Raw genomic sequence first — 21,099 nt, 5'->3', positions numbered from 1 at the left:
GGGAAATAAAGACATGCAAGCCATTCCAAAGGTGAACCAGATGCCAAGAAGCATCAATAAAACTCAAGTTCAGTTTCCTGCCTTAGATAACTATATGCTCACCGGCACTCGCTACCTATCATCTGGTGTGAAGACTGTTGCACGTATTATTGTGGCTTCAGCGACGGCGGTTCCCCAACCTTTTTATCGCAGATTTGCAGAGTATGCTGCAGAACGTGGTTATGAAGTGCTAACCTTTGATTATCGTGGTGTAGGGGCATCATCTCCAGCACAACTCAAAGGTTTTAAAATGAGTTATTTGGATTGGGGCAAACTTGATCTCGCTGGTGCCATTGAATACTTTTCTAGCGATACTTTCCCCTTATTTGTGACTGCACACTCTTATGGTGGTCAAGCCTTGGGACTTACCCCTAATCATCATCAAGTCAGTGCCATGTGTTGCTACGGTACAGGTGCAGGTTGGGCAGGATATATGCCGTTCAAAGAAAGATTCAAAGTATCCGTGATGTGGAGTATTGTGTTTCCACCCATTGTCGCAGTCACAGGTTATTTACCTTGGAGTAAATTCAATATGGGCTCTGATCTGCCTTTAGGGGTATATCAACAGTGGCGTCGTTGGTGCAAAAATCCGTTATATTTTTTCGCTGACCCCGAGCAACAAGATTTAAAAGCACAATATGCAAGTGTTAAAACCAAAATTTATGCTGTTTCAGCATTAGATGATGATTGGGCTCTCCCAAATTCGAGGCAAGCCTTTATGCAACATTATCGTTCTGCTGATATGCGCTACATTGATATCACAGCCAAACAGTATCAAATGCCTGCAATTGGACACATGGGATATTTCAAAAAAGGCGCAGAAAAAATTTGGGATGACATGCTCCAAAATTATCTCAATTTAGTTAATGATTAAATTCTAAATTACTGAATAAAGTCAGATTGATGCTCTACCCCTTGTGCGTCAGTATGTCGATACATGATGCCATATTGACTCACATAGTATTCAAGGGATTGATTACGATATTCCCATAAAATCGACCACTCACCTAAATCAAATTGATTGATCTGACATAAAGTTCGTGATGGCATCTTGTTCAAAAACTCATATTGAATTTGCTGAGCAAACTTGATATCACGATGATTTACACGTTTCTCAAACAGTAATTTTGCAACCTCATCAAACATACGAATATCTTCGACAGAATCCGTATCATACACCAAGCGCGCCGGCTGGCTGAGATCAGTAGGCTTGAGGAGTTTTGTTAAATCAAAGTGCCTCTGCGTATTCCCCATAATCAATTTAGGTTGTAATAATAGTCGCCATACGGCATAGCAACTGACCAAAGCAAAACACACCACGATTAGCATCATATTTTTTACTCATTCCGATGATTATTCATTGAATCGTTCATTACAGAAATGATTATTTCTTTATTTTTATTGTTAATTTTCTTGGTGTTATTAAGTTTTAACTTTTAAAATATTAACTTAAAAACCAGTAGAGGGATGGCACGAAACGTAACAACTCATTTCAAAATCCACATGTTATGTAAACCGTGTAAATCTAGGTAATTTTATTCAATTAATATGACTTAAAAGTACGTTGAAAGATTCTCATTAAAATAGGGTTTAAAATCTTAGTGTTCTAAATCATTACGACATGTTTTGTCGTTTAAATTTATCCGCATCTACACTATTCATTTCTCAAATTTTATAATTTAACCATGAACTATTCCCATAAACGCAAACCCATTACCAGTACATGGCCAGTTGAGCATGACTGCTTCCTCATTGAAAACAGTCATCTTGAACTCGAAGCATTGCAACAGACGCTGCCATATTCTGCTCAAGAAATTCAAGATCGCCAAGAAATCTTGGGGCTCACGAGACGTCGTCGTCAATGGAAAAATTAGGTCAATTTTAATTTTCTAATGAAGCTAAAAATAAAATCCCAATAATCCATCAAGTTTAAGCATTTTTTGTTTAATAAATTAACCCTCGTGCCCTCTCTGACAATGAATCAATTTCGCCATATTCTTGGATGGTGATTTGCCATCATTTTTGCTCAAAAATAATTATTATTTAAATGCTCTCTCAAAAATGGATCCAAAATATTTATTTTTAAAGATTATTATTGACTTTTTATCTAAAAAATAGAATTATTGGATCCAATTGATAAGGAGATCAACTCATGTTTGTAAAAAATGCTTGGTATGTGGCGGCACGACCTGAAGAAGTACAAGATAAGCCTCTAGGAAGACAAATTTGCGGTGAAAAAATGGTTTTTTATCGTGGTAAAGAAAACCAAATACATGCCGTTGAAGATTTTTGCCCACATCGCGGTGCACCTTTGTCATTAGGCTTTGTTGAAGATGGTCAACTGGTCTGTGGTTATCATGGGTTAGTGATGGGATGTGACGGCAAAACGGTTTCAATGCCTGGCCAACGTGTACGTGGCTTTCCTTGCAATAAAAGCTATCGCGCAATTGAAAAATTTGGCTTTATTTGGGTATGGCCAGGAGACCAATCGCTTGCAAGTGAAGATCAACTCCCAACTTTAGAGTGGGCTGAAAATCCAGAATGGGCCTATGGTGGTGGGCTATTCCACATCAACTGTGATTACCGCTTGATGATTGATAACTTAATGGATCTCACCCATGAAACATATGTTCATGCAAACAGCATTGGTCAAAAAGAAATTGATGAAGCTGCACCAACCACTCGTGTTGATGGTGACCACGTTGTGACTGAACGTCATATGGAAAACATTTATGCACCTCCATTTTGGCAAATGGCTCTAAAAGGTAATAATCTCGCTGCAGATGTTTTAGTAGACCGTTGGCAAATTTGTCACTTTCATGCACCTAGCAATGTTCATATTGAAGTTGGCGTTGCCCACGCAGGCCATGGTGGTTACAACGCACCGGAAAATATAAAAGTGTCTTCAATCGTTGTAGATTTTATTACCCCCGAAACGGAAACGTCTCACTGGTATTTCTGGGGAATGGCTCGACACTTCCAACCCGACAACATCGAATTAACTAACCAAATTCGTGAGGGACAGGGCAAAATTTTCTCGGAAGATTTAGATATGCTTGAACAACAGCAACAGAATTTATTGAGACATCCTGATCGTAAATTGCTGATGCTGAATATTGATGCAGGCGGTGTTCAATCTCGAAAAGTAATAGACCGCTTGATCAGCTTAGAGCAAACGAATGATGAGCAGAAAATTACAACTTTAAATGTTGTTTAAATTAAACCCACATTTTATCAGTTTTTCATTTTACCAAGGAGCGATACTCACATGGATGTGACTATTCAGAAGATTTATCGTCATAATGAACACATTTTATCTTTCGAACTGGTAAACACCCATGGTGAATTATTACCAGCTTTTCAAGCCGGTGCACATATTGATGTGCATTTAGGTAATCAAATAATTAGACAGTATTCTTTGGCAAATTGTAGTTCAGAGCAGCACCGTTACGTCATTGGTGTCCTGAATGATCCTTTATCACGTGGTGGTTCTAAATTTATTCATGAACAACTTCGTGAGGGTCAGCAGCTCAAGATTAGTGAACCACGAAATTTGTTTGCCTTGGTTCCTGAGACAGAATATGCATATTTGTGTGCAGGTGGAATCGGTATCACTCCTATCTTAGCAATGGCTAAAGAGCTTAAACGCAATAATCAGCCCTTCCAATTACTGTATTTTGTGAAAACGAGAGCTTCTATTGCATTCCAACAAGATTTAGAGGCTCTAGGAGATTCCGTCTACATCCATATTGATGATGAACCTGAAACACATATTCTTTTGAATACAGTCTTTGCCTCTCCTCATATCGATCATCATATTTATGTATGTGGCCCAGATGGTTTTATGAACTATGTGATCCATACCGCAGATACGCTCTCTTGGCCTAGTCATCAAGTACATAAAGAGCATTTCAGCGCACAAGCTATTGATACCAGTCAAGATGGCAGTTTTGAAATTGAGATTTTAAAAACAGGGCAACGTATTCATGTCGCAGCTGATCAATCTGCAGCACAAGCTTTAGAACATGCTGGAATCTGTATCCCTTTATCTTGTGAACAAGGTATTTGTGGCACTTGCTTAGTGAATGTAGTTGAAGGTGAAATTGATCACAGAGATATGTATTTAACTGAAGAGGAACAAGCTGCAAATGATCAATTCACACCTTGTTGCTCAAGAGCCAAATCTCAACGAATCATCATTGATGTTTAATTTGGATCGATAGATTTTCAAGTGTAGCCCTTCATTAATTGAAGGGTTTTTTATATAGACCCATCTGTGTGAAATATTGAACGCATAGTCTCCCCTAAAGTAACCACATGACTATGCTCACGCATTAAACTTTCAGCGCGTGCTGAGTCTTGTTGCTTTAATGCATTGAATATTGAGCAGTGTTGGATATGCGCATATTGCAAACGACGAATTTCAGACAGCGCATTATTTTTATCATAAGTCAGTGCTTGTGCAGATGCCATAGGTAACTGATTGTTTTTACTGAGTGCTTGCACAATTGCGACATTATCCGAGCCTTGAATAATAGTATTGTGAAAAATAGTGTTGTAATGATGGTAGGTTTCTAAATCATCGCTTGTTAATTCTGGTTTATTGAATATGGAATCAATTTGCTTAATACAATTCAAAAGTGTTTGATGTTGATCTAACGTCATGCCTTTTTCAGCAAGCGTTTTTGCAGCAAGACCTTCTAAAACGCCACGTACATGCAAAGCATCATGAACTAATTTGGATGAAATTTCTCGAACAGTATAGCCTCGAGTTGGATTTTTAACGAGTAAGCCTTCTTGCTCTAAAAGCCGAAAAGCCATTCGAATGGGTTGACGCGATACACCTAGCATTTCAGCAGTCGGAATTTCAGCCAAACGAGAACCTCCTGCAATCTCCCCAGAAATAATCATTTTGCGAAGTTCAATTAACACTTGCTGCCCTGAAGACATATTACTACTCAATTTTTTTGATCATGATTGATCCTAACGAGTCAGATTTGGAATATCAATCTCTGTTGACTTAAAGGACTCTTTTAGGCCGGAAATTCAATATTCTATTTTTGATAACTGAGGTGATTATGAGTTCGTATCATCAATATTTATTTTTTGAAGATTGGTTGCCATTAACTCTAGATTGTTTCGAATTAAATAAGCTAAATGGATATCTACCCCATCTAACATTTTTTGTTCTATCTCATTAACAATGTTTCGACATTGTTCGAGTTTTTCAAATCCTTTAGGCGTTACATTAATTAAAATTCTTCGTCCATGTGAGGGATCTGAAGCTCTACTGATCCAATCGTGGTTTTGTAAATCTTGTAGAATTTTATTGGTAGATTGCGGTTTAATAAATGAACGTTCTGCAAGTTTTGCATTAGATAGATTGCCTTTCGCAGCGATAACTGACAATGCTGTAAACTGAGATAAGGTGATATCTAAGTCTTTTAAACGTTCAGTTAAAAGTTTACTTACAATACGATCAACCCTTGCAATTATATAGCTCAGTGTCGGAATCGAATGATTAACTTCTGACATTTTATAATCCTTAATAGATGAACAAAAGTATGACTACTGTCGTAATCATACTTTTAACATATGTTTAACGTGTAGTTATATTTAGCACAGCATCAGACTGCTCTGCTCGTGGCTTGCGTACAAGCATTAATGCCGCAATAGCTGCAAATAAAATCAGTGGAATACTTGCACCAATGACCATTGCTGAACTAGAACCTAACGACAGTAGCATGCCAGCAAATAGTGGCCCTGCAAAAGATCCTATACGCCCTACTGCGACTGCAGCGCCTACACCCGTGCCACGCATTTCTGTTGGATAGAACATCGCTGCCAATCCATAGAGCGCTGATTGGCCACCTACAATAAATAGACCACAACCCACAGCAGACAATACAAGTAAGGCAACAGTTGGTGAGATTGCAAGACAGCACAGTGATAACAAGATACCAATATATATAAATTTAATTACAGTACTCATGCGAATCTTATCAAGTAAAGTTCCCATGAGAATCGACCCGAAGATACCACCGATGTTGTAACCAATTTGAACATAGTTCGCTTCTGTTTTTCCTAAACCTTGTGCACCCATCAATAGTGGCAACCAGTTGAGTAAAAAATATAAAACAACTAACGTAAAGAAAAAACTGATCCAAATTTGAATCGTGGAAAAACGGCGTTCTTTTGCAAACAACACTTCAAAGAATGGGGTAGAAGTTTTATTCTTCGTCGCTGTTAAATAGTCTTTAGACTCTGGCAAATATTTCATTAGCAAAGGGATTAAAAGAATTGGCGCGAAGCCACCAATGTAGAAGATATGTCTCCATTGCGCGTCACCAGCTAAACCCATTGCAACAAATGATGTCAACATTCCACCAAATGGAATACCGCTATACATAATACTGACTGCAATGCCTTTATGTTTCTCTGATACTGCCTCAGATGCCATGGTGATCATCATTGGTAAAGCACCACCCATCCCTAAGCCAGTTAAGAAACGAATGATTAAAAGCAGTGTATAATCAGAAGCATATGCTGTTAGAACTGACATCACTCCAAAAATTAAAATACTGGTCAATAGAACTGCCTTACGCCCAATTTTATCAGCGTAACGACCTCCTAATAATGCACCAGGTAAAGTACCCAAGATTGCCGCGCTAAACGCCCATGCCATTTGAGTATTATCTAAGCCAAACTCTGCTCGCATCCGTGGTGCTGCTACGCCCATTGATTGAAGATCGAAACCTTCAAATACAGCGATAGCGAAACACAGTACGAGTGTAAGCGTAGCTTTAGTCTTACTACTTACACTTTGTTCCATTTTTTATTGTCCCTTTTAGAGCTTTTAAAATACTTTAAAAAATACACATCCTATGTATTGCCTCCGTCCAGGCAACTCAAAAAATATCACCTAAACTTATAAAATAATCAATATTTTTTTTTAAATAAAATTAATTTAAGATTTTACTTTATTAAATATCAATAGATTATAAAAAATTTATAAAAAACTCAAAAAAACACTTGTATGTAAGTTTAACTGATATTATCTTAATTCCATCAGGACATAAAACAAACACTAAGGAGCTTATCATGTCTTATCAAAATCGCTGGTCCACTGTAGATGTAAAAGTTGAAGCTGGCATTGCTTGGGTCACTTTAAATCGCCCAGAAAAGAAAAATGCGATGAGTCCAACCTTAAATAAAGAAATGATTGATGTACTTGAAACGCTTGAACTCGATCCAGAAGCAGGTGTTGTGGTACTCACTGGTGCTGGGGATTCTTGGACAGCAGGTATGGACTTGAAAGAGTACTTCCGTGAGGTTGACAGCCAGCCAGAAATTTTCCAAGAGCGAATTCGTCGTGATGCATCACGTTGGCAATGGCATTTACTTCGTTTTTATTCAAAACCAACGATTGCAATGGTAAACGGCTGGTGCTTCGGTGGTGGATTCTCACCACTAGTCGCATGTGATCTAGCCATTGCAGCAGATGAAGCTACATTTGGCTTGTCTGAAGTGAATTGGGGAATTCCTCCAGGTAACTTAGTGAGTAAAGCTATGGCTGATACAGTCGGTCATCGTGCTTCTATGTACTACATCATGACAGGCAAAACCTTCTCTGGTGTTGAAGCTGCAAATATGGGCTTAGTGAACAAGAGTGTTCCACTTGCACAATTACGTGCAGAAGTAACTGAATTGGCAAATAATTTGCTTGAAAAGAATCCAGTTGTACTGCGTACTGCGAAGAATGGTTTTAAACGCTGTCGTGAGCTGACTTGGGAGCAAAACGAAGATTACTTATACGCCAAACTGGATCAATGCAACTACCGTGATGATGAAGGTGGTCGTGCACAAGGTATGAAGCAATTCTTGGATGACAAAACAATCAAACCAGGTCTTCAAACTTATAAACGTCCTGCTTAAGCAGAATCTACTTTTTTCGTCATGATGGACATGTAAGGAAACATTCACCATGCAAAACGTACAGTTACTTATTCACGGCCAATCTGTTGCAGCAAGTTCAGGACAAACTTTTGAAAGAATCAGTCCAATTAATGGCTCAATCGCATCAACGAGTGCAGCAGCGACTTTAAGCGATGTTGATCGTGCAATTGAGTCAGCGCATGAAGCATTTAAAACTTGGTCTGCTCTATCACCAACAGACCGACGTTTAAAATTGCTTAAAGCTGCAGATTTGATGGATCAAAAAACTGAACAGTTTATTCAAACTGCAATACATGAAATAGGTTCAACTGCGACGTGGTATGGCTTTAATGTCCATCTTGCTGCCAATATGCTGAGAGAAGCAGCAGCCATGACTACACAAATTGATGGAAATATTATTCCATCAGATGTTCCTGGCAATATCGCTATGGGTGTTCGCGTTCCATGTGGTGTCATCGTTGGTATGGCGCCGTGGAATGCTCCTGTTATCTTAGCCACTCGTGCCTTAGCGATGCCTCTGGCTTGTGGGAATACAGTCGTACTTAAAGCATCTGAAGCTTGCCCTGCAACACATCGATTAATTGGGGAAGTACTTCATGAAGCAGGTATTGGCGATGGTGTTGTCAATGTCATTACTCATGCTCCGCAAGATGCTCCACAGATTGTAGAGCGTTTAATCAGTCATCCATTGACTAAAAGAATTAATTTTACAGGTTCAACGCATGTAGGACGAATAATTGCACAAACTGCAGCGAAATACCTCAAACCAGTGTTGCTGGAACTTGGTGGCAAAGCACCGGTCATTGTATTGGAGCAAGCGGACCTGGACGAAGCCGTTAATGCCATCAGTTTCGGCGCTTTTTTCAATCAGGGACAGATCTGTATGTCGACAGAGCGTGTTCTTGTGGATGAAAAAATTGCAGACCAATTCATCGAAAAATTGATCAATAAAGTTCAGAATATCAGAGCAGGAAATCCACTTGAGAGTCAAGAACCCCTGGGCGTTCTAGAAAGTTTAAAAGCTGCAACAAGAATCAAAAATTTAATTGAAGATGCACGTGAAAAAGGTGCATATTTACCACTAGGTTTAAGCATTGATGGTGCTATGATGCAACCTACTATCGTAGTTGACGTCACTAAAGATATGCAGATTTATGCCGAAGAGTCTTTTGGTCCTGTGTGCACCGTTCAACGTTTTAAAACTGTTGATGAAGCAATCGATTTAGCAAATGACTCAGAATTTGGATTATCTGCAGCAGTTTTTAGTCAAGATTTATCCCTAGCTCTAGATGTTGCTAAACGTATCGAATCAGGTATTTGTCATATTAATGGTGCAACCGTTCATGATGAAGCGCAAATGCCTTTTGGTGGCGTGAAACAAAGTGGTTATGGACGATTTGGAAGTAAAGTCTCAGTTGCAGAGTTCACTGAGCTGCGTTGGATCACCATGCAAACCAAAACTCGTCACTACCCTATTTAACGAATATTTCAAAGAGTTGACATGAAGTCAGCTCTTTTCGTTGGAAAAGAATAGCTAAAAATACATGGAGTGAAAACAATGTCGAATATGACGGTTCATACGCATAAATATCCTGAGCGATTTGTTAAATTAGGCAGTCACGAGATTGAGTTTCAATCTAAAAATGGCACTTTGTATATTTCCCCAAAAGAACAACTTAAACCATACCCACAAAAAATTACTGACCGTTTAATTCAATATGCTCAAACACATCCCGATCGTGTATTCGCAGCAAAACGTGGTCATGATGATGAATGGATTAAGCTTACATACGCAGAAACATTAGATCGAGCATGGCGTATTGCACAAAGTTTGAAACAATATTCACATCTTTCAACTGAACGTCCTATTGTCATTCTATCTGGAAATGATCTAGAGCATCTTACTTTGTCAATGGGAGCAATGCTTGCAGGAATTCCATTCTCTGCAATTTCTCCTGCCTATTCACTTATTTCTAAGGATTTTGGCAAGCTCAAACATGTGTTTGATGTTCTAACACCAGGTTTGGTTTTTGCTAATGATGGTCAAGCTTTTGCTAAAGCGATTGAACATTGCTGTGATACAGATGATATTGTGATCGTTACGAATTCTGGAAAATTTGGTGAGAAAAATTGCCTTGCTTTCTCTTCACTCCTCTGCTCTGAAATTAGTGATATTAAAGATCATTATGAAACCATTGATGAACATCAAATAGCGAAATTTCTATTTACATCTGGCTCAACTAAAATGCCGAAAGCGGTACCTACAACGCATCTAATGCTATGTACCAATCAACAGATGCTGCTTCAGACCTTCCCTGAGTTTGAAGAGACCCCCCCAGTATTAGTTGATTGGTTAGCATGGCATCATACTTTTGGTGGCAGTCATAATGTAGGAATCGCACTATATAACGGCGGCACAATTTATATTGATGACGGCAAGCCAGTTCCAGGAAAGATGCAAGAAACCATCAGGAATCTTAAGGAAATTGCACCTACTGTGTATTTAAACGTTCCTAAAGGATGGGAAGAAATAACCGTAGCACTTGAACAAGATGCTGAGTTACGTGAAAAATTTTTTAGTCGAGTTAAAATTTTGTTTTTTGCTGGTGCTGCACTATCAGAAGCTGGTTGGAACAGACTTGACCAAATCGCGCAGTCACACTGTGGAGAACGTATTCGTATCATGAGCGGTTTGGGGATGACTGAGACTGCACCATCATGTGTGTTTACAACTGGTCCCAAAGTAATGGCTGGGTTCATTGGATATCCAGCTCCAGGTTGCGAAGTTAAATTAGTTCCCTATGGTGACAAACTTGAGTTTTGTGTTCGTGGTAAAAATGTCATGAAACATTACTGGCGTCTACCTATGGAACAACAAGCTAATATCTTTGATGATGAAGGCTTTTATCGCACCGGGGATGCAGTGAAATTAGTGGATCCATCCGACCCGAGTCAGGGACTCATGTATGATGGCCGTATAGCTGAAGATTTTAAGTTAAATACAGGTACCTTTGTCAATGTTGGAACTTTACGCAATAAAGTTCTCATTACAGGTAATCGATTTATTCAAGATGTTTGTATTACTGGTTCTAATTTAAGTGCGATTGGATTTTTAATATTTCCCAAAATTGCAGATTGCGCTGAGTATGCAGGATTAGATTTAAGTCTAGTTGGTGCTAAAGAGGTGCTTCTACACCCTAAAGTTCAACAGTGGTTCAAGCAGTTTTTAATTGATTTCAACAAAGATGCGACAGGTAGTTCAAACACTGTTTCAATGCTTTATCTCATGATTGAACCTCCACTTCTTGATGCAGGAGAAACCACTGATAAAGGCAATCTCAATCAAAGTGGTATCTTGAAACGTCGCATAGCAATGGTGGAAGAGTTATACGAAAAAAACATCAATAATCCACTCATTATTCGCATTCCAACCCTTAGAAATTAACTCAACTTTTTTATTCAGCAGCGTTTAGTCAAACGCTGCTTAGACAGTTGCATTCAAAATTAGGATAACGCTATGCAGAAAGATAGTGATTTTGAGCTGTTTCGGGACAATTATCGACGCTTCCTAGCAGAGTTTGTCGCCCCATATTATGAGTCATGGGAAGAGCAAGGACTCATGCCTCGACAAGTTTGGGATCAACTTGGACAAAATGGATTTTTATGCGTCGATGTGCCTGAACAATATGGAGGTTACGGCGCACCGATATATTATTCACAAATGATCGTTCAAGAAACTGCTCGAGCGGGCTTCTCTGCGTTAGCCGTTGCAATCGGTGGTCAGAGTGAGCTTGTTTCACCCTATATCCAGAATATTGGAAGTGAAGATCAAAAACAATATTGGTTACCTAAAATGGTATCCGGTGAAGTTGTTACAGCTATTGCAATGACTGAAGCCAATGCAGGTTCAGACCTACAAGCCATCCGCACTCAAGCCTTATTAGATGGCGATCATTATGTGGTAAATGGCTCAAAAACGTTTATATCGAATGGTCAACATGCAGATCTCATAGTTTTAGTTGCTAAAACTGATCCTCAAGCAAGAGCTAAAGGTATTTCGATTTTATTGGTGGATGCTCATTTAGATGGAGTAAAAAAAGGTCGTGGTCTAAAAAAAATTGGACTTCAATCTCAAGACACTGCCGAATTATTTTTTGACCAAGTCAGAGTTCCTAAAGACCAATTATTAGGTCAGGAAGGTCAAGGCTTTAGCTATCTCATGCAAGAACTTCCACGTGAGCGTTTGAGTATTTCTCTCATGGCATTAGGCGCTTTGCAAGGTGCTTTAGAAATGACTCAAGAATATGTCCTCGAACGTAAAGCTTTTGGACAATCAATTGCACAATTTCAAAATACTCGTTTTGTAATCGCTCAAGCCAAAATTAAAACTCTAGCAGCCGAAGCCTTTGTCGAAAAATGTAAGTCGCTTTATCAACAGGGAGTATTGGATGTAAGCGAAGTTGCGGCATTGAAATGCTTCATCACTGATACCCAATGTGAGGTCATTGATCAACTTCTGCAATTGTTCGGGGGATATGGATACATGCGGGAATATCCAATATCTCGATTTTATGTCGATGCACGTGTTCAAAAAATTTATGGGGGAACCAATGAAATTATGAAAGAAATCGTTGCAAGAGAACTTTTAGGAAAATAACACAAAGATTACCTCTATGTATTAATACTATTTCAGGATGAAATAAAGATGAAAAAATTATGGATCACACCACTTCTATTATGTACCGCTCCAGCATTTGCAAATAATTTTATCGACCAAAGTAAAGTCGAATTAACTGCACGTAACTTCTACTTTGACCGTGACTTTAAAGTTGAGAATAGATACCCCGCATTAAGAGACTGGACACAAGGATTTATCTTTAAAGCGCAATCTGGATTCACCGATGGAACGATTGGTTTTGGTTTAGATCTATTAGCGACTGCAGGTTTTAAACTGGATGCTGATGCTAAATATGGAGGTACCGGAAACTTAATTCGTTCCTTGGAAACCAATGAGCCTGCAGATCAATATGGTGAAGTTGGAGTCACTTTAAAAGCTAAAGTTTCTGAAACCGAGGTACGTATAGGGACTCTTCAACCCATGACTCCTGTTTTAGTCGGCTCTCCAGCACGACTTTTACCTCAAACGTATCGAGGTGTTGCAGTTCAATCTAAAGATATTCAAGGTCTAGATCTCCAAGCATCCTATATTGATGAAGTCAATCAGCGTGATTCTACAAATTATGAAGCTATAAAGATCTCTGGAGTAAATGGTCGTTATATTTCTGAAGAAACAGATTATTTGTATTACTTAGGTGGACATTATGACTTGACTAATAATCCATTGCGGTTGACTGCATTTCATATGGATGTTAACGACTTATATCGCCAATCGTTGTTAGGCATAACCTATAAATATCTAATCTCAAATCAATCCACTTTTACAACACAGTTGCGTTACTACATTAGCGATGAAGATGGGACTGCTAAAGCGGGTTTAGTTGACAATCATTTACTTCATAGCCATTCAGAACTTCAACACCAAAACCATAAGTTTATCTTTTCTACATTTCACCACTTTGGAGATACTGCTTTTCCGTACTTAACAGGAGGAGAAACTGGACTAGCAATTGATACTTGGACTGGTGAGTTTTTGAATGCGAAAGAGCGTGTTTATAGCCTACGTTATGAATACGATTTTAAAGACTATATTCCAGGTCTTCGTTTTATGACCCGCTATACCCATGGTAGCAATATTTACGCACCACAGTTGGGTGGTACAGATTTTTCGGAAGATGAATTGGATTTTGATCTAGCTTACACAGTTCAAAATGGTCCACTAAAAAATTTAGGTTTACGCGCGCGTTACGCGATCTACGATAATGATATGCCAATTACCGCCAATATTAAGCCAGCCAATGAAACTCGTATCAATATTGATTACACGTGGAAATTTAAATAATAACAAAAGGGTTCTTTACTGAGGAACCCTACCCTCTCTAAGGATAATAAGTATGAAATATCTAATCGGCTTATTGGTCTATACCACCAGTGCATTAAGTCTGGCAAATACCCAATATTCACCACAACCCATAAAACTTGAACCCCTTGCAACATTCAATGTTGAACTCACAGCCCCAGTTTGGGAACTCGGTAAAACTTCAGATTTAGGGCAAAGACGCATTATCCCAATCACTGGAGGAACTTTTTCTGGACCAAGTTTGAAGGGGCGTATTCTTAACAATGGTGCAGATTGGCAAAAGGTCGATAGCAAAGGTTTGGCATATATAGATACGCGCTATTTATTAGAAACTGATGATGGTGCTCTGATTTATTTACAAACTAAAGGTTATCGCCATGCTTCACCACAAGTACTAGAACAATTAAGTCGTGGCGAAGATGTTAATCCCTCTCAATATTACTTCAAATTAACCATGCAGTTTGAAACTAGCTCAGAAAAATATGCATGGTTAAATCAGACAATTGCAGTTGGAAGCGCAATGCGTCTCGGAAAAGCCGTGATCTATGATGCATTTGCAGTGAAATAAATATTAAAAGGAGTACTTTTCAATGGACGAACAAGTTTTATCTAATTTACCCCCTATTCATCATTTATTAGGTGGTCATCAACTTCAGTGGGACAAGGAAAAGCGAGTAATTTCAGTTCAATATATTGCTCTTGAAAGTTTTACCAATCCTAGGGGAAGTGTTGAAGGAGGCATGATCTGCGCCATGCTTGATGATGCAATGGGTATTTTAGCTGCCTTAAATCAAACAGAAAAACCAGCTGCCACAATTAATTTAACAATTGATTTCTTCAGACCATGTGAAGTTGGTGAAGTATTGGCAAAAGCGTGGTTCATCAAAGAAGGACGTAAAATTTTAAGCATTCAAAGTGAAGCTTGGCAGCATGGAAAGTTAGTGGCAAAAACCAGTGCTGCATTTATGGTTCTATAAGGATTAAAAAAAGAATGGATATCTTAAAATTAAAGGACTGTGTCGACAACGACAGAATAAGTTCATATCAAAAATTTGTCGTTTTTTTCTGTTTTATTTTATACATTATCGATGGATTCGATTTCATGATAATGGCTTATTTGGCAAGTTCAGTTGCCAATGAGTTTTCATTAACTGGTACTAATATAGGAACTTTAATTAGTGCTGGTTTAATTGGTATGACTGTCTGCTCATTTTTACTTGCACCTCTCGCAGATAAAATCGGTAGACGTAATTTAATTAACCTTTGTCTATTAATCTGTGGTTTGAGCATGTTTGCATCTGCATTTGCCACCGATTTTAAGCAATTGGTTCTGTGCAGATTTTTCACTGGTGTTGGTATTGGTGGTGTTCAAATCAGTGCTATGATTTTGGCCAGTGAATATTCTCCGACTAAATATAAAAGTTTTAGTGTTGGGATATTATCTGCCGGTTATGGGATTGGAGCAATAAGCGGAGCACTACTTGCTGTATATAGCTTAGAAAGTATCGGTTGGAGACAAGTATTTCTAATTGGTGGATTCGTTACTACATTTGCTTTTCTTTGCTCATTGAAATTTTTACCAGAATCGATCGATTATTTATTACTAAAACAACCAAAACATGCTTTGGAAAAATTGAATCAAATTTTCTCTAAAATGCATAAAAAACCAATTCTCACACTCCCCAAAGCATATGTAGAAAATCAAAAGTCTTCTTACGTAGAAATATTTAACCACAAGTATTTAGTTAAATCCCTTGTATTATGGGTTTCTATATTCTTTATTCTTTTTGGTTTTTATTTCGTGATGGGCTGGACACCTAAAATTCTCAATAGTTCTGGTCTAGATAACTCATTATCTATTAAAACTGCCATGATGATCAGCGTGGGTGGTATTTTAGGTAGTTTTATCATTGGTGTTCTTAGTTCTAAAGTCAGCGTATACATCAATCAAATTGCCTTTTTAATCCTCACGTACGTATGTATTTTATTGTTTGTGAACAATACAGATAATTTAAATATATTAATCATCGTTGCCACAACGCTAGGATTCTTTATTAATGGCTGTTTAGCTGGAATCTATGCCATTTCTACACAGCTCTATGAGGCAGATGTACGATCAACAGGCGTGGGGATTGCAACTGGTGTTGGTCGTTTTGGTGGTATTTTCTCTCCAATCATTGCGGGATACTTTTTAGACCTAGGGAACTCGCCTTTAGAATTGTACGGAAATTTTGGTTTTGCATTTGTTTTAGCAGCTATTGCCATTTTCATCATCTATAAGTTAAAACAAAAATCCGTAGTAAATACACCATATGTCGTTTTACAAAAAGAGCCTCAATAATTTATGCTCACGAATATATAACTTTGTATTGTTAAGATAAGTTGTTTCATCAAAATCTATTGATAGAAACAACAAAAGGTCAGTGAAATCACTGACCTTTTTAATTTCTTGTTCAAAGTTTAAATATCAAAGAATACAGTTTCATTTTCACCTTGAATTCGAATATCGAAACGATAAACGATCTGACCATCACGCTCTTCACGCTTAGCAATGAGTGTTTGACGACGTGGCGCCCACTCAATACCATTCAAAATTGGGTCTTTCGCATTCGCTTCAGCTTCATCCTCGAAGTAAACTCGAGTATGTAAACCTAAATTGATACCACGCGCAAAAATAACCAGCGCGATATGTGGTGCTTGCTGTGAACCCTTACGTCCAGGAACAGCACCTGGTTTGATGGTATCAAAGCTCCAAAAACCAGTGTCAAAATCCGCACCCGCTCTACCCCAACCTAAAAAGTTTGGATCTGGCTGCTTCCCTTGCGTATCCTGCTGACTTGGATAAACACCATTGGCATCAGCTTGCCAAATTTCTACGAGTACATCGCGAAGTGGTAAACCCAAACCGTCAAAAACTTGCCCTTCGAGGCGAATACGTTCACCTTGAGTGCCATCTTTCACCATTTGATTATTGAAGCTATGCTCAAATACTTCTATACCAGCTTGATTAGGCATTAATCCAATATGGACATATGGACCACCTGTTTGAGATGGTGTTTCATGTAATTCATCAAATTTCCAGCCATTCATCCTGATGCTCCCTATCAAGTCAAATCATTTTCAAAATATGTCGCACGACGACCACGTAAAGTAATGTCAAAACGATAGCAACGACTATCTGCTTCAATAAAGTTGCTCTTGTCTTCGAGCGCAATTAAAGCTCTTCGCTGTTGTTCTGAAGGAACAGTTTTTAAAATTGGACAGCTATCAATTAATGTATCGCCTTCAAAATAAAACTGGGAAATCAAACGCTGTGCCCAGCCATCTGCCATCACAGAAAAATGGATATGTGCTGGACGCCACTCATTGATACGGTTACGCCACGGATAAGGTCCTGGCTTTATCGTTCTAAAAATGAAGAATCCATTTTCATCTGTGAGCATTCGACCGCAACCACCAAAGTTAGGGTCCATAGCTCCCACATACTGATCATTTGGATGGCGATAACGTCCTGAGGCATTTGCTTGCCATACTTCAATCAGAGCATTTTTGACAGCACGACCAAATTGATCACGTAAATAACCATGAATAATGACCCGTTCACCAACAGGTAAACCATCTTTTGCATAATTTAAAATTAAATCATTGTCTTTAGGACCCAATAAGTCTGCGCTAAAGTGAGGTGCAGTAACCTCGGTTAATGTTTGCGCAATCGAAATCAGTGCATTTTTCGGCGAACGTAATACACTGGTTTTATATCCCGGCGCATATGCTGGCGGATGATCATCTGTATTTCGCTGTGCATAAGCACCCATCAGAATTTGAGACATGAATCTCTCCTTATTCAATTTAAAATATCGTCCGTTTATTTAATTTTCTCAGGCGAAATGCCTAACTCTGCAAATACTTCTTCTGCCATATGCATTGCAGCATTGGCTGCAGGAAGTCCTGCATATAAAGACGCATGCAAAAATAATTCTTTAAGATCATCTTTGGTAACGCCATTGTTGAAACAAGCACGAATATGCATTCTGAGCTCTGCTTCACGCCCCAATGCAAGTAAGATTCCAATCGTCACCAAACTACGTGTGTGTCTTGGCAGTCCTGGTCTTGACCAAACCTCACCCCATGCAAAACGACTAATAAAGTTTTGAAAATCAGCATTAAATTCGTTTAAATTTTCAAGTGAACGCCCGACATGGGCTTCACCCAAGACTTCAGTACGGACTTCTAGCCCCTGCTTATAACGTTCTTCATCATTCATGAGGTTATTCCTCTTTAAAATTGAAATTATTTGATGTTCAGATGTGCTTAAGACTGAATAAAAGCAAGCAATGCTTGGTTAAATTCAACTGGTCGCTCAATATTGGATAAATGCGATGCATCTATGACTGCAAGTTGACAGTCAGGTATATGTTGTTTTAAAAACTCACCATCATTCACTGTGGTCACAGGATCTAAGCCGCCACATAATGCCAAACAAGGCACAATAATTTTTCCAAGTTGATTGCGTAAATCCGTCTGAGCTAAAGCACGACAAGAGGCTGCATAGCCTTTAGGCTGAGTGACAGACAAACTCTGAATGGTTTTTTGAGCTGTCACATCGTGTAAATAATCAAATTGTTCACTAAACCAACGCGTATGTGTAGTACTGACGATATCAGCCAAACCATTTTGTTCAACCGCATCTGCACGACTCAACCATGCCTCGGCATTTCCAATTTTTGCTGCTGAATTTGCAATGGTAATAGAGTTAAAACGCTCTGGTGCAATTATGCCTAATTGAATCCCAGTAACTCCCCCCATGGAGATACCACAAAAATGCGCTTTTTCTATAGAGAAATGATTGAGTACATCAAGGACATCATTGGCTAAATCAATGATTGTGGTATTTTCAATGACACTACTTCTTCCATGACCACGTGTGTCGTAGCAAATCACATCATAATCTTTGGAAAAATAATCAATTTGGGCTTGCCACATGCCATGATCAGTGCCCAGTGAGTTTGAAAAAATGATGCTTGGTTTTGTATCGTCACCAAAACGATAGACCGCAAGCTGCTGACCATTACGATTATTGATTAATGTCATTATGGTGTACTTCCTTGAACGCTCTCTAGTACCGCATCTATTTGTGCTTGAGTATTTCCTTGATAATGTTGCGGATTAAAAATCTGACGGAGTTGATCTAGATCAAAAATAGCTAATATTTCTGGATTATTTTGTACAACATCGAGTAAGTGTCGTTGTTCGGCAACTGCTTGCTTACAAGCAGCTTCCACAAGATGATGTGCATTCAATCGACCCATCTGAGGTGCGAGTGACATCATCAGTGCTTCAGCCATGATTAATCCTTGCGTGCACTCTAAATTTCTGAACATATTTTCAGGATCTACTTCTAATCCCGTAAATACATCGATTGCTCTACTTAAACTACCCGCCGTCAGTTGAAATAACTCTGGTAACGCTAGCCATTCAGCATGCCATGCACCTAAACTTCTTTCATGTTCTTGTACTAAGCTTTGGTAGATACTTGACATTAATGCAGGGACGCGATTTGCAGCGGCTAGAATTGAAGCAGCTGCAACAGGATTACGCTTATGAGGCATCGTCGATGACCCTCCACGCCCAGCACCACTCGGTTCAAACACTTCTGCAATTTCTGTTTGCATCATGAGTGACCAGTCACGGGCCATCTTGCCCAAGTTTCCTGTAATCGTTGCAAGTACATGTGCAATGTCGGCTACACGATCTCGCTCCCCATGCCATGTACATACGGGCGTATTTAAACCAAGTTTTTGTGCGTAGGTACTCACTACAGCCGAACCATATTCAGTTAGTGAAGCTAAAGTACCTACCGCACCCCCTAACTGTGCTGTTAAGACATGTTGCTGTAACTGCTGAACACGCTTTAAATCTCGATCTAAACTAGAGAGCCACCGTGCTGTTTTATGTCCAAAGGTAAGTGGTAAACCTTGTTGCAACCATGTACGTCCAATCATCACCTGATCACGGTATTGAATCGTCAGTTTTTTAGTTGCCTGAATAGCTTGAATAAGTTGCTTTTCGATCAGCTGTAACGCATCTTGAGCTTGCAGCATAAAGGCCGTATCAATGATATCTTGGCTGGTCGCACCCCAATGCACATAACGAGAAGCATCTTCATTGATTTTTTTCACAGCAGCAGTGAATTGCTTTACGAATGGAATTGCAATATTGCCAGCGAGACCACTGGACTGTGCCAAATGATCAAAATTAATAATGGAATGAATTTCTTGTTCTGCAACACGTTGAATCGTTTCAGCAGCAATTAAGGGAATAACACCAACTTCAGCTTGAGCTTGAGCCAGTGCAACCTCTGCACGCAACATATATTTTACGAGTGCTTCATCACTAAATATGATATTTACATCATTCTGATAAAACAAACTTGCATATAACTGACTCATAACTTATCCCTATTACGCTTCATCATGTGTTTCACCATAAAGCGTCTGTCCAAAAATTGCTGTTAAACTTTTTCAATAATTAAAGCGATGCCTTGACCCACACCGATACACATAGAGCACAATGCATATTTGCCACCAGTTGCCTCTAGTTGGTTGAGAGCAGTCGTCACCAAACGCGCACCTGATGCACCCAATGGATGACCCAGTGCAATTGCACCACCATTTGGGTTTACACGTGCATCATCGTCGGCCAAACCTAGGTCACGTGTACACGCCAATGCTTGTGCTGCAAACGCTTCGTTCAGCTCAATCACATCCATTTGCTCTAGTGTTAAACCTGTTTGAGCCAGTAACTTTTTAATCGCAGGTGCAGGACCAAAGCCCATAATGCGAGGTTCAACCCCAACGGTGGTTGCACCAATCACTTTGGCACGAGGTTTTAAACCATATTTTTCTACAGCTGCATCAGACGCAATCAGAATCGCAGCAGCACCATCGTTAATGCCTGATGCATTACCTGCGGTTACTGTACCGTCTGCTTTTACAACAGGTTTTAACTTGGTTAAGGCTTCTAAAGTGGTTGATGCACGAGGATGTTCATCTTTTGCCACCACAACCGCATCACCTTTACGCTGTGGAATAGTCACAGGCACGATTTCTTGATCAAAGAAACCACGT

22 protein-coding genes are annotated in these 21,099 nt (G+C 39.1%); 12 read left to right on the top strand and 10 right to left on the bottom strand.

The genetic code is table 11. The features are described from left to right. Positions 1–13: 13 nt before the first annotated feature. Positions 14–913 (top strand): alpha/beta hydrolase family protein, encoded by a 900-nt coding sequence (locus AC1M9K_RS06905; RefSeq protein WP_481588867.1) that lies wholly within the window; start codon positions 14–16, stop codon positions 911–913. Positions 914–921: 8 nt separating this feature from the next. Here the strand turns inward: AC1M9K_RS06905 and AC1M9K_RS06900 are convergent, their stop codons facing one another. Next, positions 922–1,371, bottom strand: a complete 450-nt coding sequence (locus tag AC1M9K_RS06900; protein ID WP_051586611.1) for a hypothetical protein — start codon at positions 1,369–1,371, stop codon at positions 922–924. A gap of 353 nt (positions 1,372–1,724) precedes the next feature. Here AC1M9K_RS06900 and AC1M9K_RS06895 point away from each other — a divergent pair, with 353 nt between their 5' ends. The 3 genes from AC1M9K_RS06895 to AC1M9K_RS06885 all read left to right on the top strand — a co-directional run bounded on the left by AC1M9K_RS06895 (position 1,725) and on the right by AC1M9K_RS06885 (position 4,249). Next, the gene (locus tag AC1M9K_RS06895; RefSeq protein ID WP_481588866.1) at positions 1,725–1,913 is read left to right on the top strand and encodes a hypothetical protein; all 189 of its coding nucleotides are present in this window, start codon (positions 1,725–1,727) and stop codon (positions 1,911–1,913) included. Between the two features lie 278 nt (positions 1,914–2,191). Then, positions 2,192–3,256, top strand: a complete 1,065-nt coding sequence (locus AC1M9K_RS06890) for an aromatic ring-hydroxylating dioxygenase subunit alpha (protein ID WP_481588865.1) — start codon at positions 2,192–2,194, stop codon at positions 3,254–3,256. A gap of 51 nt (positions 3,257–3,307) precedes the next feature. After that, complete coding sequence (locus AC1M9K_RS06885) at positions 3,308–4,249, top strand: PDR/VanB family oxidoreductase (RefSeq protein ID WP_481588864.1); 942 nt, start codon at positions 3,308–3,310, stop codon at positions 4,247–4,249. A gap of 50 nt (positions 4,250–4,299) precedes the next feature. Here AC1M9K_RS06885 and AC1M9K_RS06880 read toward each other — a convergent pair whose 3' ends face one another. The 3 genes from AC1M9K_RS06880 to mhpT form a co-directional block, all read right to left on the bottom strand. Continuing rightward, a complete protein-coding gene (locus AC1M9K_RS06880) occupies positions 4,300–4,989 on the bottom strand; it encodes a GntR family transcriptional regulator (RefSeq protein ID WP_481588863.1) in 690 nt (229 codons plus the stop codon). Between the two features lie 126 nt (positions 4,990–5,115). Further along, on the bottom strand, positions 5,116–5,574 hold the full coding sequence (locus tag AC1M9K_RS06875; protein WP_179997673.1) for a MarR family winged helix-turn-helix transcriptional regulator: 459 nt from the start codon (positions 5,572–5,574) through the stop codon (positions 5,116–5,118). A gap of 64 nt (positions 5,575–5,638) precedes the next feature. After that, positions 5,639–6,871 (bottom strand): 3-(3-hydroxy-phenyl)propionate transporter MhpT, encoded by a 1,233-nt coding sequence (mhpT, locus tag AC1M9K_RS06870; protein WP_179997672.1) that lies wholly within the window; start codon positions 6,869–6,871, stop codon positions 5,639–5,641. 269 nt (positions 6,872–7,140) lie between these two features. Between mhpT and AC1M9K_RS06865 the strand changes: the two genes are divergently transcribed. The 8 genes from AC1M9K_RS06865 (at position 7,141) to AC1M9K_RS06830 (ending at position 16,313) form a co-directional block, all read left to right on the top strand. Beyond that, entirely contained in the window at positions 7,141–7,974 is an 834-nt protein-coding gene (locus AC1M9K_RS06865) for a p-hydroxycinnamoyl CoA hydratase/lyase (protein WP_481588862.1), read from the top strand. 49 nt (positions 7,975–8,023) lie between these two features. Then, the gene (locus AC1M9K_RS06860; protein WP_481588861.1) at positions 8,024–9,475 is read left to right on the top strand and encodes an aldehyde dehydrogenase; all 1,452 of its coding nucleotides are present in this window, start codon (positions 8,024–8,026) and stop codon (positions 9,473–9,475) included. A 78-nt stretch (positions 9,476–9,553) separates the two neighbouring features. Beyond that, complete coding sequence (locus AC1M9K_RS06855; protein ID WP_051586641.1) at positions 9,554–11,440, top strand: feruloyl-CoA synthase; 1,887 nt, start codon at positions 9,554–9,556, stop codon at positions 11,438–11,440. A 72-nt stretch (positions 11,441–11,512) separates the two neighbouring features. Then, positions 11,513–12,652 carry an acyl-CoA dehydrogenase family protein gene (locus AC1M9K_RS06850; RefSeq protein ID WP_481588860.1) on the top strand — a complete coding sequence of 380 codons (1,140 nt, stop codon included), beginning with the start codon at positions 11,513–11,515 and terminating at the stop codon, positions 12,650–12,652. 48 nt (positions 12,653–12,700) lie between these two features. Further along, positions 12,701–13,954, top strand: coding sequence for an OprD family outer membrane porin (locus AC1M9K_RS06845; protein WP_481588859.1), 1,254 nt, complete (start codon positions 12,701–12,703; stop codon positions 13,952–13,954). 52 nt (positions 13,955–14,006) lie between these two features. After that, a complete protein-coding gene (locus tag AC1M9K_RS06840; RefSeq protein ID WP_481588858.1) occupies positions 14,007–14,540 on the top strand; it encodes a DUF3237 domain-containing protein in 534 nt (177 codons plus the stop codon). A gap of 22 nt (positions 14,541–14,562) precedes the next feature. Beyond that, positions 14,563–14,949, top strand: a complete 387-nt coding sequence (locus AC1M9K_RS06835; protein ID WP_481588857.1) for a PaaI family thioesterase — start codon at positions 14,563–14,565, stop codon at positions 14,947–14,949. 14 nt (positions 14,950–14,963) lie between these two features. Then, positions 14,964–16,313, top strand: coding sequence for an MFS transporter (locus tag AC1M9K_RS06830; RefSeq protein ID WP_481588856.1), 1,350 nt, complete (start codon positions 14,964–14,966; stop codon positions 16,311–16,313). A 119-nt stretch (positions 16,314–16,432) separates the two neighbouring features. Here AC1M9K_RS06830 and pcaG read toward each other — a convergent pair whose 3' ends face one another. From pcaG to AC1M9K_RS06800, 6 genes are all read right to left on the bottom strand, one after another. Then, complete coding sequence (pcaG, locus tag AC1M9K_RS06825; RefSeq protein WP_481588855.1) at positions 16,433–17,062, bottom strand: protocatechuate 3,4-dioxygenase subunit alpha; 630 nt, start codon at positions 17,060–17,062, stop codon at positions 16,433–16,435. Positions 17,063–17,076: 14 nt separating this feature from the next. Next, positions 17,077–17,802, bottom strand: a complete 726-nt coding sequence (gene pcaH, locus AC1M9K_RS06820) for a protocatechuate 3,4-dioxygenase subunit beta (RefSeq protein WP_481588854.1) — start codon at positions 17,800–17,802, stop codon at positions 17,077–17,079. 35 nt (positions 17,803–17,837) lie between these two features. Beyond that, the gene (gene pcaC, locus AC1M9K_RS06815) at positions 17,838–18,236 is read right to left on the bottom strand and encodes a 4-carboxymuconolactone decarboxylase (RefSeq protein ID WP_035269644.1); all 399 of its coding nucleotides are present in this window, start codon (positions 18,234–18,236) and stop codon (positions 17,838–17,840) included. 47 nt (positions 18,237–18,283) lie between these two features. Next, positions 18,284–19,066, bottom strand: coding sequence for a 3-oxoadipate enol-lactonase (gene pcaD, locus AC1M9K_RS06810; protein ID WP_171076801.1), 783 nt, complete (start codon positions 19,064–19,066; stop codon positions 18,284–18,286). Then, a complete protein-coding gene (pcaB, locus tag AC1M9K_RS06805) occupies positions 19,063–20,421 on the bottom strand; it encodes a 3-carboxy-cis,cis-muconate cycloisomerase (RefSeq protein ID WP_481588853.1) in 1,359 nt (452 codons plus the stop codon). The genes pcaD and pcaB overlap by 4 nt, the downstream gene beginning before the upstream one ends. Positions 20,422–20,483: 62 nt before the next feature. Then, positions 20,484–21,099, bottom strand: a 616-nt coding sequence (locus tag AC1M9K_RS06800; RefSeq protein ID WP_481588852.1) for an acetyl-CoA C-acyltransferase, incomplete at its 5' end; no start/stop codon positions are given.

The sequence above is a fragment of the Acinetobacter sp. 24-47-67 genome, assembly GCF_056779735.1.
This window is presented reverse-complemented; position numbering and strand designations above follow the sequence as displayed.

What these genes read in the sequence shown, in the direction of transcription:
- AC1M9K_RS06905 (WP_481588867.1), top strand. Translation starts at nt 14, where the DNA reads ATGCAAGCCATTCCAAAGGTGAACCAGATGCCAAGAAGCATCAATAAA.
- AC1M9K_RS06900 (WP_051586611.1), bottom strand. Translation starts at nt 1,371, where the DNA reads ATGATGCTAATCGTGGTGTGTTTTGCTTTGGTCAGTTGCTATGCCGTA.
- AC1M9K_RS06895 (WP_481588866.1), top strand. Translation starts at nt 1,725, where the DNA reads ATGAACTATTCCCATAAACGCAAACCCATTACCAGTACATGGCCAGTT.
- AC1M9K_RS06890 (WP_481588865.1), top strand. Translation starts at nt 2,192, where the DNA reads ATGTTTGTAAAAAATGCTTGGTATGTGGCGGCACGACCTGAAGAAGTA.
- AC1M9K_RS06885 (WP_481588864.1), top strand. Translation starts at nt 3,308, where the DNA reads ATGGATGTGACTATTCAGAAGATTTATCGTCATAATGAACACATTTTA.
- AC1M9K_RS06880 (WP_481588863.1), bottom strand. Translation starts at nt 4,989, where the DNA reads ATGTCTTCAGGGCAGCAAGTGTTAATTGAACTTCGCAAAATGATTATT.
- AC1M9K_RS06875 (WP_179997673.1), bottom strand. Translation starts at nt 5,574, where the DNA reads ATGTCAGAAGTTAATCATTCGATTCCGACACTGAGCTATATAATTGCA.
- mhpT (WP_179997672.1), bottom strand. Translation starts at nt 6,871, where the DNA reads ATGGAACAAAGTGTAAGTAGTAAGACTAAAGCTACGCTTACACTCGTA.
- AC1M9K_RS06865 (WP_481588862.1), top strand. Translation starts at nt 7,141, where the DNA reads ATGTCTTATCAAAATCGCTGGTCCACTGTAGATGTAAAAGTTGAAGCT.
- AC1M9K_RS06860 (WP_481588861.1), top strand. Translation starts at nt 8,024, where the DNA reads ATGCAAAACGTACAGTTACTTATTCACGGCCAATCTGTTGCAGCAAGT.
- AC1M9K_RS06855 (WP_051586641.1), top strand. Translation starts at nt 9,554, where the DNA reads ATGTCGAATATGACGGTTCATACGCATAAATATCCTGAGCGATTTGTT.
- AC1M9K_RS06850 (WP_481588860.1), top strand. Translation starts at nt 11,513, where the DNA reads ATGCAGAAAGATAGTGATTTTGAGCTGTTTCGGGACAATTATCGACGC.
- AC1M9K_RS06845 (WP_481588859.1), top strand. Translation starts at nt 12,701, where the DNA reads ATGAAAAAATTATGGATCACACCACTTCTATTATGTACCGCTCCAGCA.
- AC1M9K_RS06840 (WP_481588858.1), top strand. Translation starts at nt 14,007, where the DNA reads ATGAAATATCTAATCGGCTTATTGGTCTATACCACCAGTGCATTAAGT.
- AC1M9K_RS06835 (WP_481588857.1), top strand. Translation starts at nt 14,563, where the DNA reads ATGGACGAACAAGTTTTATCTAATTTACCCCCTATTCATCATTTATTA.
- AC1M9K_RS06830 (WP_481588856.1), top strand. Translation starts at nt 14,964, where the DNA reads ATGGATATCTTAAAATTAAAGGACTGTGTCGACAACGACAGAATAAGT.
- pcaG (WP_481588855.1), bottom strand. Translation starts at nt 17,062, where the DNA reads ATGAATGGCTGGAAATTTGATGAATTACATGAAACACCATCTCAAACA.
- pcaH (WP_481588854.1), bottom strand. Translation starts at nt 17,802, where the DNA reads ATGTCTCAAATTCTGATGGGTGCTTATGCACAGCGAAATACAGATGAT.
- pcaC (WP_035269644.1), bottom strand. Translation starts at nt 18,236, where the DNA reads ATGAATGATGAAGAACGTTATAAGCAGGGGCTAGAAGTCCGTACTGAA.
- pcaB (WP_481588853.1), bottom strand. Translation starts at nt 20,421, where the DNA reads ATGAGTCAGTTATATGCAAGTTTGTTTTATCAGAATGATGTAAATATC.